The organism is Cyclobacterium amurskyense (assembly GCF_001050135.1).
GTDB classification, from domain to species: domain Bacteria; phylum Bacteroidota; class Bacteroidia; order Cytophagales; family Cyclobacteriaceae; genus Cyclobacterium; species Cyclobacterium amurskyense.
On sequence record NZ_CP012040.1, the window covers coordinates 5,454,753 to 5,471,919 of the forward strand.

The following is a 17,167-nucleotide window of genomic DNA, read 5'->3' on the forward strand; positions in this document are numbered from 1 at the left end:
ATAAGTAGAGTTAATGTTCAATTTCGTGGGTATCTCTAACACTGCTAAAGGTAAAAACCAGCATTTTCCAGTCCTCTCCCTGCTTTTCATACACTTCTGTTACTGTAAATTCATTTTCTACATCATTTCCTCGAACAAAAGCGGTCAAAGTGATTCTGTTCCATACTACTGCAATGTTACCTGAAAGCTCTACCACTGAATCATGAACTTCAGCATTTTTATACCAGATGCTTCCCGTTTCAATAATCTCCAATTCACGATCTTTTTTCCAGCTTCCACTCATATGGACAAACCTAGCCTTATCGTCAAAGAGATCATCCAGTTTCGACACTTCCTTTTCAGCCATCCATTGCCACTTGTCCATAGAGAGTTTTTTTATTTCCTGCTCTATGGCAGATTGAGCAAAAGTGATGGAATTGCATATAAAAATAAGACCAAACAGGCATAAGTACTTTTTCATTTAAATCTGGGTTTTGATAATTAATTTTTTATTCCTGGAAATAATAAAAGCCATTCATTCATTACGAATAGACAAAAAAATTTCTAAATATTTAACCCAAATCAATAGAATGCATGGTTCTCTCATCCGAATGTCAAATTTGATCTACGAATGAATAGGGCTTCTATTAAAGCATGATCGGCAGGTGTTGGCATTACCACTTATTGGATTAAAAACACCTACTGTAGATCAGTACTGTCCTTTGGATGATTACTATAAAATTGTGTTATTTAAAAAGCTATATTTCCAGAATGAAAAATAATTTTATTTCGCGACCGGCCTTCTATGTGCTGCATGTCTTTTTTTGGCTATGCTATGGGACGATTCTGTACGCCTCCTTAGGCAATTGGATCAATTCTTCTCGGGAAATTTCGAGAGCGGTAGTTTCTGATGTCTTAACTTCCTCGGCCATTGCCTATTTGAATTATTACCTTCTACTTCCAAAACTTTATAAAAAAGGGAAATATACTGGATACATTTTGGCTTCCATTGCAGTGGTCGTTACCATAGTCTTACTGAGGGTAAACCTGTTAGGAATGACCCACAGGTCTGTAACCTATACCTACTTTATTCGATCAGTACCTGCCTTTGGCTTTTACCTTATCACCACCGTCATTTGGTTTTTTGCCAATATGATATCAGCGCAGCGAAATGAAATTGAACTTAGAAACAGTCAATTAGCAACTGAGTTGAAGTTTCTAAAACTTCAATTAAGTCCACATTTTCTTTTCAACACCTTGAATAATATTTATTCAATGGCTTATTTCAAGGAAAACAATACCGCTCCGGCGATTATGAAACTTTCCGAGATGATGCGACATATGCTTTATGAAGACCAAGGGCGGTATGTTTCACTTTCCAGAGAAATCAAATTCATGGAAAATTTCATTGAATTATGGAGGTTAAAACTGGATGAAAAGCCACGGATTACGTTTAATTATGAAGGGGTATTGGAAAGGCATAGGGTTGCCCATTTGATTTTTTTGGTTTTCCTTGAGAATGCCTTTAAGCATGGCAATACCATAGACGGAAGGATAGCAATAAAGCTTAGGATAGATGCAGAAGACATCCTTCACTATTACATTAGAAATGATGTGATCCTTGCCCGTAAGACAGCTGAGGAAGAAAGTGGGGTTGGCCTCCTGAATGTAGAAAAAAGGCTAAACCTAATTTACCCGAGCAAACACGAGTTGATATTAAATCAAAATAACACCTCCTTTGAAGTAAAATTAACCCTGGATCTAAAATGAAATACCATATTCTTATCGTAGACGACGAGCCTCCTGCCAGAAAATTACTTATGGACTATGTTTCCAAACTTGCTGATTTAGAATTGGTGGGTCTTTGCAGCAACGGCGAAGAGGCCTTAGGGGTATTAAAGAAGTATCCTGTAGATATTCTATTGCTGGACATCCGCATGCCATTGATGACAGGTATGGATTTATTGAATGAAATTAGTAACAAGCCATTAACAATTTTTGTGACAGCCTATGAGGAATATGCAGTAAAAGGCTATGAATTGGATGTGATTGATTACCTGATGAAGCCAGTTTCATTCGAGCGTTTTAAAAAAGCCATTGAAAAGGCCATTGAATACCTGTCAGTACAAATTACAACCAAGCCAGCCAAAGAAACCACAGACTATTTTTTTATAAAAACAGATACCCGCATTGTCAAAATTAGGTATGAGGAAGTTCAAGCCATAGAAGCCCAAAGAGAATACATCAAAATCATCACCCCAAACAGGAAAGTTATGTCTTTGATTTCCCTTACAAATGTAGCCCATGGTTTACCGGAGAATTTTGTTCGCATCCACCGTTCATTTATTATCAATATGAGCCAAATTGATGAAGTTCAATCCAATGAAATTTTGATAGGAAAATCCTATTATCCCATTAGCAGGAATTACCGAGAAGCATTTTTCAAAAAACTGGAAGAAAGAAGGTTGTAATCATAAAGTATCAATTTGTTTTCCGGCGCTTTTCAGTTTACCTGAAGTACATACCCCCTACCTCGAATATTTTTGAGTTGAATATTCGGATCTTGCAATAGCTTTTTGCGAAGTTTGGAGACAAACATATCCAGGCTTCTGCCCACAAATACCCCCTCATCTTCCCATATTTCTTTTAGCAGGTGGTCTCTCTCAAGCATTTCGTTTGGGTGCAAGGCAAATAGGGTTAGCAACTTATTTTCTTTTTGGGAAAGTTGGATTTCCTCTGTTCCAATTTTCAAAAGCTGTTTACTGTGATACAGTTCAAACTTCCCGATACCCACGGATTGACTATTGCCCATGTGCTTACTCTTGCTGGGCTTAAGTGCATTTTTATTGTATATCAACAAAAAGCCAAAGGCCAAAATCCCAATGATGATCGGTACAGAAAAGTTGGATACCCTCATTGTATTGTGATCAAACCGGATTTTGATGCTATAGCAATCTTTTGGCTGCAAACGTCCCTGACATGGAATTAGGGTTTTGTCTTTGTGACTGGACATTTGATAACTGTAAACAACCTGATTCTCTATGCATTCCACAACATTAACTTGGTATTTACCTTCTGCTTTTTTGCCCACCAAGCCTTCCCCCAAACCCTTATGGATAACTTTAACCAAACTGTCCGGGTCAAATTGGAAAGGGTTTTCAAATACAATACTATATTCACTCTCGCTGATTCTCTTGATTGGCAAAACCCTAGAAGTGCTATCTCCTGAGGCAAGCAAGATTTGGTGCCCCACATTCCTCAACCTGATTTCTCTGTTTTCTGCAAAATCATCTGACTTCCATGGCCACAGAAGGATCATGGTAAAAATCATGGTGAATATTCCGATTCCGGCAGGTTGTATCAGTTTTTTCATTACTCAAATATAAGGTTAAATAGAAGTCATCTTTCAATTTTACCTTGATTTACAATCTTTTTACATTCTATTTACCATCTTGACTTTGGATAGCTTTAGGTTTGGACCTGCTTAACAAATAAAAAATGAAAAAACACTTAAGATTATTTTCCTGGCTAATGCTGTTGGTTTTTAACACTTCATGTAAAGATCAAGTTAAAAATGACCAAGAAAAAAACCAATCCAATTTCCAAAGCAATAATTCAAACACTTCCAACGCTCCTAATTCAATTGTACGTAATATAGTGCAAGATGGCAAAGGCAACATTTGGATGGCTACCTGGGAAGGGGTGTTTCGGTATGATGGAAAGTCTTTTACCAATGTAACAAAGCAAGTAAGTTCAGCTCGCTTCTTTTCAGTTTTGGAAGACAGCAAAGGCAATATGTGGTTTGGAAGTATTGGATCAGGTGTATATTATTTTGATGGAAAAGACTTTCAAAATTTCACAACCAAGGAAGGGCTTCCGAATAATGAGATTACCAGCATTTATGAGGACAAAGCCGGCAACATTTGGCTTGGCACAAATGGGGGCATAAGCCTGTACAATGGGAAATCATTTCAGAATTTTATATTGGCTGAAGATAATATAGTTGAAGATAATACGGGAAAAACTGTTCCGGATTTTACACGTCCCTCTAACGAAGTCAATTCTATCATTGAAGACAAAACGGGCAAATATTGGTTTGCCACAAGGGGCAACACCTATCTTTATAACGGAAAAACATTTACCATTGTAAGCCATAAGGAGAAGCCGTTTACCAATGTTCGATCTATCATTCAAGATAAAAAAGGAAACATTTGGCTTGGGGGAAATGATGGCCTATGGCGCTACGACCCTTCGACTTCGCTTAGGGCTGGTGCGGGTGAGTTTACCAACATCAGCAAAAATTTTATTGGATACATTCATGAGGATGAAAAAGGAAATATTTGGACAAGTTCACAAACCATCGAAGGATCCTGGGTACCTACACTTTACTATTCCAATACCTTTCTAAACAAAAAACCTTCTGCAACCTTAATAAATACAAAAGAAATAAAGATACTTTTCGGGATCCTAGCAGCCAAGGATGGCAGTATTTGGTTCGGTTCGGAGGGAGTATATCGATACAACAGAAAAACCATAACCGATTTTAGAAGTAAATAGGTCCCAAAACATGGCATACTGGGTGTAGGCAACTACACCCTGTTACCCTACCATTTTGCAATCGAAAAGTGGAATGAATTGATAATAATTCACGGCTATTTAACCTTGTAATCTTACAAAAATACTGACATTAGTAAACTCCTCTTTTATTCCCAACTGATGCATCCAGCGAATCTATTCACTTTCCATTCAACACTGCTTCGAAACCAAAAAACTACCGAGAGGTGATTTACAACCTCCACTTAATCAATGATTTCGGTAGACCTAGGACTATCTTTTATTCAATATGTCTTTTATTCACATTAAGGACTTTCCGACACATCTATAAGAATAATAGCAAGCGCCCGTTTTAGGGGAATGACTTTTTGCTTGATAGTGATGAAAATCGCAACTTTTAATCCGGTAGCATGTTGGCGGGTTGGCTATTATGGTTTGGGTAGAGCGTTTGGGGACGGTTTATGAATCAAGTTTAGCAAGGTCATCTTTATTTGGCCACAAAAGCAATACTTCTAACCTTTCAGCATTGTAGCTATAAAAAAGTGTATTGTGAGGACTTAATTGGAACTCTCTTGCTCCTTCTTTCCTTTCAGATTACTTAAAACTTTGAGGGGATTGACTTATTTGTTTTAGTGCGTCTTCTATGCGTTAGAAGAATTTCTTTATTTCTTTTTCGGTCCAGTTTTCTTCCAGATAGTCAACAATTCTGTCCAACTGGTTCTCGCTTCTTCAGACCAAACTATTTCTAAAGCCATTTTTCATATCTTTTTCGCACCTCCCTATGAGGTTTCACCTTGCCTTCCCTAACTTGTTGCATGGCTTTTTCCAACTTCACTTCAAGCTCTGACTCTTCCTTTAGCATTTCTTCTATTTTTGCTAATTGCTCATCAGAAGATTGCATTACTTTTTGTATGATTTTGTATTTCCTAGTCCATATGTTCATGGTACTGGTAATTAATAACCCATAGTAAATATAACATTTATTATCATTTTTAGATTCAATCGCTTATTAAAGCATGATTTCTTTCTATCGTTTATTTGAGGCATTCGGTTTTGACTGATGGATGGATGTAATCACAAGAAAATCATTCTTTTGAGAATTTGGCATAGTATCGCTTCGGTGAAATGGAAAATAAAAACGAAGTAACTTATTTTCCATTTCACCACTTAATAGAAGGTCAATTTCTAATTTAGGGTTATTTCCCTACAGCCTTCTCAATACCTTATTTCCCACATCCAAGCTCTCCTGCTTTCGATGGAAGTTTGGATAAACTCCCGAGCTATGTCTAGATATTCAGTACCTGATACTTCTCTCCCTCTCATTCTCTTTGGCAGGGAGATGATTTCTTCAGGTTCTCCAAAAGTGATTTTCTCGGCTTCTACGATGAGCATACCATCATTAATATCATAAGCCAAAATCAAACCTGGAAGCCCGAATTGCTCCTCCGGACCCGTTGGAACGGGGATATCTGAGGCGAACCAAGCAGTGATCTTTTGGCCTTTAATGCTGTCTTCAGACACAGCTTTCATGCACATGTGACCCAGTATATCACGTATTTCGTTCATTACTCTCCATTTTGGAGTATTTAAGCTGTCACGGACGATGTAAGTTTTGCCCATTTGATCCATGTATTTCAAATAGGTCTGGTCTTCAAAATTGTTTTCAATGAAATAGTCTTTTACCTGCCAAGAGTAGCTTTGGACTTGATAGGGTTCTCCAAATGTATAAAGACTTTTTTCCGGCCAAAACTGAAGTTTCATCCGAGTACTATAGCCTTCAGGATTACTCCAAGTGAGTAGGATCCTATCCTTTTCTTGCTCAGTAATGTGAGGCAAATTGGAGTATATTTTATCATAGAATATCCGGTAGCGATATTCTACCTCTCCTACTATATTTTGGGCTTTTAGACCTGTAGAAATTAATAATAGGATAAGGATCTTTAGGCATTTTAATTTCATTGTTTTAATGTTTTAAGAATTGGCTGAATCAGAATATGTGAAATAGATTTGCAAAATACACCAGCATTCAAACCTATTTAACTATATATAACATTGTAAATTAGAAAGAATCAACTTTTTCACTCAAAAGCCAGAGGATTTATATCGCTTAAAAAGCAAATATAAATTAAATCACAACTACTATTGATCATGCCCAAACGGTAAACTTAATTTTCCATTTAAGAAGCTGACCTTATTTATTTAGCGACTATAGAATCTTCCCAATTACTCCACTATCTACGTTTTTTCACTTCTATTCCCCGCATATTGTACGTTACTCCGAGTAAGAAATACCTTGATAGTGTTTCAATCCTACCGGTGGAAACGTAATTTTGACCTGCATATTGGCTGATGGTTTGATTTTGCTTGAAGACGTCATAAGCGGATAGCCTGACTTCCCATTTTTTAGCCTTGCCGAGTAGTTTATAGACGAATGCATTAAGAATAGGTACTTCTTGATCAAATCCAAAACTTTCGTTCTTATATCGGTTATAGTTGAATTTTACATCTAAATAAAAATCTTTGGGGAATTTTAGGTTCATATTACTATAAGCACTCCAATTTATTATGTCTTGGTTTCGGGACGGATTCTGTTCGTATTTTGTTTTGCTAAGCCTGAAGGATGACCCGGTATATAAGCTAAACCATTCTAAAGGTGTCAGATTGAAATTAACCCCAAAGTTATTGCCGGAAGTTTGGGTCTCTGTCTCCACTGAGTTGATGAGGGCAAGGCTTTTAGTATAGGAGGGATTTGCATATAAGTATGCGGAAGCCTTGGTTTTTACGATAGGAAAACCAAAACCTAAATAAGGGTTAAAACGCTGCCCTCCTGAAACATTGCCAGCCTTGTAGGTAGTGACAAAGGTTTCCGGGTCTATGGTTTGATTTTGAACTACTTGATTCTGATAGAATGTTGAATTGAATGAAACCCGCAAATTTATAAATGAAACAGGATCATACATGCTATACCCAGTATTGAATGAATGGGATACCTGAGGCTCTAAATCAGGATTTCCTTCTCTTATATACAATGGGTTAGAAATGTCCTTGTATGGCTGCAAGTCGGCGATATTTGGGGGATTGACGCCCATGTTATAACCTGCGCTGATGCGCTTGTTCCCTTTCATTGTTTTATAGAAAGTTACATTAGGTGTTAAATTGAGGTAACTCTTGTTCACTCGGCCCAATATCTCACTATCCTTTAAGACTGAAAATTGTCCATTTAGCCGATAGTTGGAAGCGGCTAACCCAACGCTTAAGTTGGAGCCTTTGTTGGCATATCGGATACTAGAACCAAATCTGTTGTAGGTAATTGTATTTTCAAAAAATCGACTGAGGTCCGGATTTAGCTCTTGGGTGTCGCTTGACTCCACATCGTATACTTGCCGGTTGGTTTCGCTCTGTGACTGGCTGAAATTGTAGAAAGTCTCCCAAAAAAATATTTTTTTGATTGGTTCCACAAAGAGTAGGCTTGACTTGATCAAGTTGGAGCCATTCAGTGCCTGGTTCAATTGATCCAAGTTTCGGAAATAGGTATTTGGATCTGTGGAGTTCATGAGATCTACAACTGATTTTTGTATACCATTTTGGTCTGCCTTACTATAGGTGTCACTGATACTGGCTGCAAAGTTTCGTCCGTTTTTCTTGAATTTATGCCTATATATTGCTGTGCCCTGAAAGGCCCCTGACCATTTATCCGATTGGTTGTTCCTATCCATTTGGCTTTGCTCCGTACTGCTGCGAATCAGCTCTTGATGGCTGGCCAAGTAAGTCGTAAGTGAACTTAGCCTTCCTTTTACGTTAATGGTGATAGTATTGGCGCTGTCTAATTCGTTTTGAAAACGAAGATTTACCCGATGGTGACCTGCCATGTTATTTTGTGAGTTTTGGTCAGTTGAGGTAAAGGAAGTATTGTCCTGCAAGAAATTTGTCCTGCTATTGAAACTCTCTAGCGCTTGATCACTACGGCTATAGAAGTAGTTACTATTAAAATCCTTTTTATCCTTCAGGTAATTATAATTGACACCTATGGCTTGGTTATTAGAGTAACCAGAGTTGAGGTTATTGAAGGGGATTTCAAAGGATTCTTCATTGTCCCCACCTGAAAACGAAAAATAATTCGAACCACCTCCATTAAAACCAAAGTCCCCGGTGTCGCCAAATTGGAAAGCACCACTCCCTTTAAACTCCTGCAGGTCATCCCAGCTCAGACCGGATTGGTTCACATTGTTGCCATAGCCGATCACCGAAAATTGGTTTACTTTGTCAAATTTATTGAATGAAGCATTTCCAGACCATCTTCCGTCTGTACCAAGTGCTGCTGAAAGCTTACCAAAACCTCCTTTTCTAGCTTCCTCCTTCAGCTCAACGTTTAAGGTTTTTTCCTTCACTCCATCTTCAACACCTGTTAACTTGGACTGTTCTGACTTGTCATCGAATAACTGAAGCTTGCTTACTGACTCAGCATTTAAGTTTTGCGTAGCCATTTTTGTATTACCCCCAAAAAAGCGCCTTCCATCCACAGTTACTTTCTGTACTTGTTCCCCTTGTGCAACTATATTTCCATCCTTGTCGATTTGTATCCCGGGCAGTTTGCGGAGCAATTCTTCCAAAGTCGCCCCAGGGGGCACTTTAAATTTACTTGCATCATACTCAAGGGTGTCTCCACGCATCATCAACGGCGCTTTGGCAGCTTTTACAACTACCTCGTAGAGTTCCTGTAAGATTGGCATCAACTGAATCTCTTCGACTTCCAAATCACCTGTTTCAGGAAGAACCAGTTCCATTTGAACGGGAAGGTAGCCCATATAGGTGGCTTTGATGAGTAGCGGTTGTCTCTCTACATTTTTGAATTGGTACACTCCATTTTCTTTGGTCAGGGTGTAGGCCACCAAGGCCGAGTCTTTTGGGCTAAGGAGTAGCACAGAGGTATAGTCGAGTGGCATATTCGTGGTATCTTTCACCACTCCACGAATAGTAAGTTTGGATTGGGCATGGGAGCCAAAGGTGATGAAGGCCAGAAGAAGGCATGAAATAAGTAATTTCATTTTATTTCGGGTTTATGTTTTTAACAATAATTTGTTTGACTAAAAACCATCATCCCATTTATCATTATCAGTTCACCTTTACAAGTTGAATTGGTAGCGTGAGAAGACTAGCTTAATATTCAATGTGCTATTTATGAATCCAAATAAAAAAGTGGAATAGGAGCAAATTTTACTTTTTGCAACGCTTATCCGACCTTTTTAATAAATACTCTTGAGCTTCAAATTCTTATAATATGCCCCCTTCACTTCTCTCCTTCGCGTAGTCATCTATTAAAACAAATCAAAAATTGCTTCTTTCAAGCAAGGTAATTTTGAAACATTATATCGATGACTTTCAAACTATCACAATAATAGTAATAATTCAACTAAAAACATAATACTAATTTATTAAAAAATGTTAATAGGTTGCCACTACCGGATCTTTGAAGACTTTCTCCTAGCTCACTTAAACCATCTACCATCTGGTTTTTAGCTGATTGGGTAAAATAAGATGCTGCGTGCATTTTGGTGCCTTTTTCTTCGGCGTACTTTAAATGATCTTACTTTGTGGCACGGTTTTACCGAAATCATTGGCATGGTCAGACCGAAATTGCCACGAAGAAAAGTTCTAAGATATTTGGACAAAGACACGGAGTAAATTTTACTCAAAAGAAAATAGATTTAATATTGGAGTGGATGAAGAAGTAAACTATGCCCAATAACTAAGTATTCGTTTTGCCGATACCGAGAAAACGGCACAGGTAGGCAAGAAATGAATACAGTGTTGACAGCCAGTCCCGATAAATATCGGGAAACCCGGTACTCCTTATGATGAATCCGATATTTGGGAAGGGTTTATTTTAAGAAGAGTTTAGGAGAATGGATATCTGGCTGTGTTTGCAGTTTTTGTTAATGCCATAACCATTTGCTTATGGTTTTCTTTGGGTGTTTTAACCTTTGCTTTTGGTTTTTAGGCATAGGATAGATATTCCACCTGGGCAGCAGTTGTTTTTCGATACTATTTCAATAGTTTAACCAACTACACTCTCCTTCAATAGAGATGTCACCAGCTCAACAGTCAACGGTTTCTTGTTCGCTTTTTCCCGGAGGGTATCAAAAGAGTATCTAAAGTCACACCCTTCTTTATAGGCGCTACATCCATAGGCTGTTTTCCCTCTTATTATGGTTCCTTTATTGCAAAGAGGGCATGAAATGACAGGAGGAGTTTTCTTAGAAGCCGCCGAGTTGGCTACTTTCTTTTCTACCAAAACGAGTTGAAATTCCTCATTGAAACGTATCAATCCTTCTTTATCTCCAGTCGCCGTTTTAAATCCCTTTAAATTGACCGTAGATCCTTTCTTAAGTAACCTCAAATATTGATTCTCTGATATAGTTTTGCCTTCGAAAGAAAAAGGAAGTAAAAAGTCACATCCCTTTTTATAAGAGCTGCATCCGTAACTCGAATTTCCTTTTAGCAATGACCCATTCTTGCATTTTGGACAGGACTGTCCCACAAGTGTTGTTGCTGATTTTTCTTTCTCAGGAAGCTTGTTTTCAGTGGTATGCGTTATTTTAGCATGACTTTGTTCCCGTATAACATCATAGACCAAATTCGCCACCATTTTTTTCATGTTCACCACAAAAGAACCCGCATGAAATTTCCCTTTTTCTATTTCTTTCAATTGCTTCTCCCACTGTCCTGTAAGTTCTGCAGAGGTCAGCAAGTTATTCTTAATAATACCGATCAATTGCAATCCAGTTTCGGTGGGCAAAATTTGCTTCTTATTACGTTCAATGTATTGTCGTCTAAACAGTGTTTCAATGATATTTGCCCGAGTAGAAGGGCGACCTATGCCATTCTCTTTCATTAAGTCTCGCATCTCTTCATCGTCCACTTGTTTACCGGCAGTCTCCATGCCTCTTAGCAAAGTTGCTTCTGTATACTGTTTTGGAGCTTTGGTTTCTTTCTCTAGGAAAGAAGGTTCATGTGGCCCTTTTTCCCCTTTTTTAAAAAGCGGGAGCTCGTCTTTCTCCTTTTTTTCTTTGCCATCTGTAGTTTCAAAAACAACCCTCCAGCCTTTTTCTAAAATCACCTTTCCTCTTGCTTTAAACGGGACCGTGCCCACTTTCCCTAATACGGTGGTATTGTCCACTGTACAGTCGTCATAAAACACTGAGATGAAACGCTTGGTAATGATATCATAGACTTTTAGCTGATTGTCCTGTAAACTATCCTGCATGCCTGTAGGAATCATGGCATGGTGATCGGTTACTTTTTTGTCATTAAAAACCTTAGTAGACTTTTTTAATTTCTTCCCCAAAATGGGTTGAGTCAACGACCTATATTTCGTTAGCTTCTCTAATATTCCTGGTACTTTGGGGTAAATATCGTTCGGTAGAAAAGTGGTGTCAACTCTTGGGTAGGTGATTAATTTTTGTTCGTATAGTTTCTGTGCGATTTTGAGCGTTTCATCGGCAGAAAGGCCAAACTTATTATTACAATGCACCTGTAATCCTGTTAAGTCAAAAAGCTTAGGTGCATATTCCTTTCCTTTTTTCTTAGCAACTGAGACGACTTCAAAGTCATTTTCTTTGACCTGGTTGGCAAAAGTCTCCCCGTCTTCTTTCTTTAAAAATTTCCCTTCTTCACAGTTAAATACAGTCTCTCTATACAGGGTTTGTAGTTCCCAGTAGGGTTGTGGCTGGAAATTTTGAATTTCTTTAAACCGATTAACGATCATGGCCAGTGTAGGCGTTTGAACTCTGCCAATGGACAGCACTTGTTTGTACCCACCATGTTTAACCGTATATAACCGGGTGGCATTCATTCCTAACAACCAATCTCCGATTGCTCGGGAATAACCAGCATAATACAAATTATCGTATTTCGCCGAGGGTTGCAATTTGTCAAAGCCTTCTTTGATGGCCTCTGTGGTCAAAGATGAAATCCATAAGCGTTTGACTTCCCCTTTATACCCCGCTTGTTCAATTACCCATCGTTGAATCAACTCTCCTTCTTGGCCGGCATCACCACAGTTGATCACCAGTGTAGCTGTATCAAATAGCTTTTTTACAATGTCAAATTGCTTCTTGACTCCCGGATTATTAACAATTTTAGTTTTGAATTTTTCAGGAAGCATAGGAAGGTGACTGAGGTGCCAACCCTTCCAATGAGGTTCGTAATCGTTCGGCTCCAATAAGGTGCAAAAGTGCCCAAAAGTATAGGTAACGATATATCCGTTGCCTTCATAGTACCCCTCATGCCTATGATTAGCTCCTAGAACAGCCGCTATTTCACGGGCGACACTTGGCTTTTCTGCAATACAAACTTTCATCTGAAACAAAAATAGATAAAATAGCCTAAGCTCAACGGAGTGCAGGCGCTTTTAGGTTGTTCAAAATGAAGTAACCCCTGTGGATCAACCTGATAAAAATTACTTATCAGAAGTTTAGTTATTTCTGGATATCTGAAATTTGAAGGGATCCAAGGAAAGGAATATTTCTTTGGTTTTCTATCCCAGCAAGCTGCAATTGTAAATGGACGGAATCACCAATGATCTACAGTTATTAAACCTTCTAATCCAGCATAATTTCATCTGTTTATAATTGTTTTCAAAAGGTCAGAACATGCCCCGGTTTATCGGCGTGGAATCTCGCCACGATAATCATCCCTTGGCATTACGATTTCGTCATGCTCGATTTCCTGATCTCTTATTTGATAAACCTCTCCCATAACTAAAAATAGTCTATCCTTGAATGAATAGCAAATGAATGCTGCCCAATTAACCGAATAAGGTGTCGTCGATTTGGATAGGGTCTCAAAAATTTTGTCCATTTGTTTACTAAAGGAGGTCTTTCAGAAACCATTGCAAATGGCATAAAAAAAAAGATTTCGACTTCGAAGTAAGTTAGGAATAAAAGGGTGTAGAGGATTCTACACCCAGCCGGGGATTGCCGAGAAAATGGCCAATGCTTTGGATATGTCTTTGGATGAGATGGTCTATGGCCAACAAAATGAAAAAGCCCGTATCCGCATTGCCGATAACGAGCTTCTCAACCTTTTTAATAAAACACAAGACCTTGCAGATGATCAGAAAAAAACGGTGATGGATTACTCTCTGCTTTTCTTTTAAAATCTAACCTGACGCAACAACTCACTCAATAGTCCTTCGCTGTAAATAAAAAAACCAACCTTATCTCTAAAGCTGGTTTCATATTCCTTTACCGAGTCAAAGACTCTCATATTCATAAGACAGTCACAAGTCACGCTCCGCTAGACTTGCGCCAGAACGGGGACCTACTCTCTGCTTTTCTGCTAAAAGCCAACCTGACACAACAGTTGACTTAAAACTCAATCTTCAAGTTGAGTTTTCAAGCCTGAGTCTTCCAAAGTCATTTGGAGATATTTTAATATTCCGTCATGAAATAATTTTTCATCAAAATCCTTCTTTGATTGAACTTCAAGGTAAAACTGATAGTCTTCATAATCTGAATCTCCAACTTCTCCCTCATTTCGCACAAGCATTATTTCCAGACCAAAACATTCAAAAGCATAATATTCTCCGCCATAATTCAATCCATATCTTTTTTGATCAATTAATTCTGGTGTTGGGTTTGTTGTAGATATATTAATGATTTTTCTTAAACGATCTGCAAAATCATCTAAATGCTCTATTGATTGTATGTATAAGTAACAAACGTTCATCTAAACTTTCTTAATTACCTTCTGTTGCTTCTTTTGAAAATTTCTCAAAACCTTCTTGGCTAAATATTCTTACAGATGATTTTCTTCCTAATTCTTTAGTCAATTGTTTTTCTGCTTCCACCAAGTCTGGGAAAAACTTTAATGTTTCTCCTACTCTTAATGCTCCACCTTTACCCTTTGCTCCTTGCTCAACTGCTTGCTTAAACAAATCATCACTCACAACAAAAAAGTCTAAATCACTTGCGGCATCAAATGCTTCTCCAGAAGTGAACTTTTTCCCAGTAACTGAACTTCCTCGCAAACCGACAAGAGCATCATCAACCCCTGTAGCTTTTATTATTTTGCTAACAGCACCCTCAAATTGTTTAACCGAAGAAAACCCTCTTACATTTTTTAATATCTGTTTCCCAATCAAACGTGTAAAACGTCCACTTTCGTCTAATGGCCCAGGTACTTGTACTTGCCCTGATTCATCAAGCATTCCAATAACAAATGACCCTGCTCCTAATATTGCTAATTGATTGGTTTGAACGAATAATGCTCCTTCTGCTATAAATGGAATTGCTTCTGGTGCTACCGCTGCAACCCCAACCAACCCTGCTATTCCAAGTAAAACAAGAGCTCCCCCGCTAGGTGTAGTTTATGCCTTCGTGAGCTGGGTGTAGGTTTGCAAAACACCCTTCTATCCTTTCCAATTTGCAATTGGAATTGGACGGAATTACCAATGATCCACGGTTATCAAACCTTCTAATCCAGCATAATTCCTTGCACTCGAACACATGTAATCCTCTGGTTTTTCCACGATTCCTGCCCTTACCGGATTCTCATGTATATAATTCATTCTACTTTCAATCATTTCAGTTCGATAAAGTTCGATAGCATGGTTTTCATGTGTCCAAAATTGCATCTCCCCAGTTCTTTTATTAAATTTCGCATGATAGGCAAAAATTATCTTCAACCATTCCTTTCTGCTTTCCTGAGGGTTTTCAATTATCATTTTTAGCAATTTCTTGCTTGTAAATTTCTTAAAATCACGCACCCATCCTGATAATTTCGCATCTTTTTGTTGAACAACCAAGTGAAGGTGATTGGTCATGATGACATAACCAAAGAGGAAAAGTCCCTTTTCCTTTCTACAATAAGCCAGATTTTCCAAAATAAAATCTCTATAGCCTTTTCTTGAAAACATAGCTGCCTATCCCACCACTTGGAATGTCAAAAAATAGGGCATTTCATCTGTTTATATTTGTTTTTCAAAAGTCAGAACTTGCCCCGGTTTATCGGGGTGGAATCTCGGCACGATAATCATCCCTTAGCATAACACTTTCGTCATGCTCGATTTCCTGATCTCTTATATGGTAAGCCTCTCCCATAACTAAAAATAGTCTATCCTTGATTGAATTACAAATAAATGCTGACCGAGTAACCGAATAAGGTGTCGTTGATTTGGATGGGGTCTCCAATTTCAGTCAAACAGTATTCTAAATTTTGTCCATTTGTTTACTAAGATAAGGGGGTCTTTCGGAAGCCATTGCAAATGGCATAAAAAAGATTTCGACTTCAAAGTAAGTTAGGAATAAAAGGGTGTAGAGGAGTCACAGAAAGGATATTTATTGAATTGAAAAGTCTGGAACTTGCCGGGCTTAAGTTTTAACTCTTATATCCATCTAATGGGTAATCTACCTTTTCAAATAACCCTTTAAAGGGAAAATCAGGCGGAACTAATTTCCAAATGTCTTTGCTAGAACAATCCTTAAACCATCGATCTTCGTTAAGTCCAAATGGACTTTTACCATGATAATATTCCTTTGGTTCAATCTCTTCTAATTCATCCTCGGATAATCTGCCCGCTAAATAGTCAGTAAATCTTTCATATTCTGAAAGAGAACTAAATTCTTTAATCTCTTTAAGCCAACTCATTATTATTTATTTAACCAATTAGGATTTAAAGTCTCTTTTGGAATATATATCTGATTCCCGCCTCCAACTAGATTCCCCTGAGGAGCAACTGCTCCTTCGTAAATTTCGTGCCTTATGGCAATGTTATGGACGTGATTCTCTCAGCTGTATTGCCCCAGGAAGGATCTAATGCACTATCAATTTTTGATTGCAAGGGCCCTGTGGGCTTAGTCCTTGACCAATAGCCACCTAATTCACCAGCATCGCCTCCATATTCCCTGAATAGAGTCAATGACTCTTGAGCTATATTTTCAGTATATGACGCACCTCTAAATGTTTTTGCAATAGCTTCTGGAAGTGGCCCTACATCTAATGCAGAAAATCTTTTTAGAATTTCATTAGCATTGTTAATCACCGGAGTACTTGCTCCTGACTTTGCAACAAACCCTCCAGTAGCTCCGCCACCACGTCCAAAGGTTACTACATTTAACGCATCTAAACCAAACTTAAGAGCCCCTGTACCAAAACCGTCTGACGTTTCGACAAAGCCGGTTTCAAAATCCCTCCTTTCATTCTCTACAAATGTGGCTTCGTAGCCAAATGGACGGGTAAATAAACTGTAGAAGGAATTTTTGACGGAAAGTAAATCTGTAGCAAATGCATTTGCTACATCTTCATCTGTGGGACATTTAGGACATTTCCCATCCGGGTCTATATAATAAATCGGATTGTTCCAGAATGCAGCGTACGGAGACTTATCTATTTGGTTCGGATGGTCTGCCAGCGGATCAACACTCAAAAATTTCGCTATCCCAGGATTATAAATCCTAAATCCATAGTCGTAATGGCTCTTAGAACCCCATTCTCCATTACTGTCCTCTTCCTTGCCATTAAATCCATAACGGTACCCACCTGTGCAACCTTGTTAACGCAGCTACCCTTGGACTTTACCTATTTCTTAGTTATAAAAATAAATTATAAATAACAATTACGAAAAACAACAAAA

General features: G+C 38.2%; 14 protein-coding genes and 1 pseudogene. 4 read left to right on the plus strand and 11 right to left on the minus strand.

The annotated features are described in order from the left end of the window. Nucleotides 1-10 precede the first annotated feature (10 nt). A complete protein-coding gene (locus CA2015_RS21800) occupies nt 11-460 on the minus strand; it encodes a nuclear transport factor 2 family protein (RefSeq protein WP_048643810.1) in 450 nt (149 codons plus the stop codon). Between the two features lie 290 nt (nt 461-750). On the opposite strand from CA2015_RS21800, the gene CA2015_RS21805 reads away from it, so the two are divergent. Then, a complete protein-coding gene (locus tag CA2015_RS21805; protein WP_048643811.1) occupies nt 751-1,749 on the plus strand; it encodes a sensor histidine kinase in 999 nt (332 codons plus the stop codon). Next, the gene (locus CA2015_RS21810) at nt 1,746-2,450 is read left to right on the plus strand and encodes a LytR/AlgR family response regulator transcription factor (RefSeq protein WP_048643812.1); all 705 of its coding nucleotides are present in this window, start codon (nt 1,746-1,748) and stop codon (nt 2,448-2,450) included. Before CA2015_RS21805 ends, CA2015_RS21810 begins: the two co-directional genes overlap by 4 nt. A gap of 32 nt (nt 2,451-2,482) precedes the next feature. Here the strand turns inward: CA2015_RS21810 and CA2015_RS21815 are convergent, their stop codons facing one another. Then, on the minus strand, nt 2,483-3,352 hold the full coding sequence (locus CA2015_RS21815; protein ID WP_048643813.1) for a winged helix-turn-helix domain-containing protein: 870 nt from the start codon (nt 3,350-3,352) through the stop codon (nt 2,483-2,485). 125 nt (nt 3,353-3,477) lie between these two features. Between CA2015_RS21815 and CA2015_RS21820 the strand changes: the two genes are divergently transcribed. Further along, the gene (locus tag CA2015_RS21820) at nt 3,478-4,536 is read left to right on the plus strand and encodes a ligand-binding sensor domain-containing protein (RefSeq protein ID WP_048643814.1); all 1,059 of its coding nucleotides are present in this window, start codon (nt 3,478-3,480) and stop codon (nt 4,534-4,536) included. 742 nt (nt 4,537-5,278) lie between these two features. Here the strand turns inward: CA2015_RS21820 and CA2015_RS21825 are convergent. From CA2015_RS21825 to CA2015_RS21840, 4 genes are all read right to left on the minus strand, one after another. Further along, entirely contained in the window at nt 5,279-5,476 is a 198-nt protein-coding gene (locus CA2015_RS21825) for a hypothetical protein (protein ID WP_048643815.1), read from the minus strand. A gap of 272 nt (nt 5,477-5,748) precedes the next feature. Continuing rightward, nucleotides 5,749-6,492, minus strand: a complete 744-nt coding sequence (locus CA2015_RS21830; protein WP_014022464.1) for a GLPGLI family protein — start codon at nt 6,490-6,492, stop codon at nt 5,749-5,751. A 272-nt stretch (nt 6,493-6,764) separates the two neighbouring features. After that, complete coding sequence (locus CA2015_RS21835) at nt 6,765-9,578, minus strand: outer membrane beta-barrel family protein (RefSeq protein WP_048643816.1); 2,814 nt, start codon at nt 9,576-9,578, stop codon at nt 6,765-6,767. 1,010 nt (nt 9,579-10,588) lie between these two features. Continuing rightward, nucleotides 10,589-12,892 (minus strand): DNA topoisomerase 3, encoded by a 2,304-nt coding sequence (locus CA2015_RS21840; RefSeq protein WP_048643817.1) that lies wholly within the window; start codon nt 12,890-12,892, stop codon nt 10,589-10,591. Between the two features lie 627 nt (nt 12,893-13,519). On the opposite strand from CA2015_RS21840, the gene CA2015_RS24930 reads away from it, so the two are divergent. Further along, complete coding sequence (locus CA2015_RS24930) at nt 13,520-13,690, plus strand: hypothetical protein (protein ID WP_157470570.1); 171 nt, start codon at nt 13,520-13,522, stop codon at nt 13,688-13,690. A 218-nt stretch (nt 13,691-13,908) separates the two neighbouring features. On the opposite strand, the gene CA2015_RS21850 is transcribed toward CA2015_RS24930, so the two are convergent. The 5 genes and pseudogenes from CA2015_RS21850 to CA2015_RS25095 all read right to left on the minus strand — a co-directional run. Further along, the gene (locus tag CA2015_RS21850) at nt 13,909-14,262 is read right to left on the minus strand and encodes a hypothetical protein (protein WP_048643819.1); all 354 of its coding nucleotides are present in this window, start codon (nt 14,260-14,262) and stop codon (nt 13,909-13,911) included. Between the two features lie 10 nt (nt 14,263-14,272). Beyond that, a complete protein-coding gene (locus tag CA2015_RS21855; RefSeq protein WP_048643820.1) occupies nt 14,273-14,857 on the minus strand; it encodes a hypothetical protein in 585 nt (194 codons plus the stop codon). Between the two features lie 123 nt (nt 14,858-14,980). Further along, nucleotides 14,981-15,451 (minus strand): transposase, encoded by a 471-nt coding sequence (locus CA2015_RS21860; protein ID WP_240477868.1) that lies wholly within the window; start codon nt 15,449-15,451, stop codon nt 14,981-14,983. A 461-nt stretch (nt 15,452-15,912) separates the two neighbouring features. Then, complete coding sequence (locus tag CA2015_RS21865) at nt 15,913-16,182, minus strand: hypothetical protein (RefSeq protein ID WP_048643821.1); 270 nt, start codon at nt 16,180-16,182, stop codon at nt 15,913-15,915. A 112-nt stretch (nt 16,183-16,294) separates the two neighbouring features. Beyond that, nucleotides 16,295-17,053: pseudogene (locus tag CA2015_RS25095) on the minus strand (RHS repeat-associated core domain-containing protein); the annotation flags it as partial. Nucleotides 17,054-17,167 lie beyond the last annotated feature (114 nt).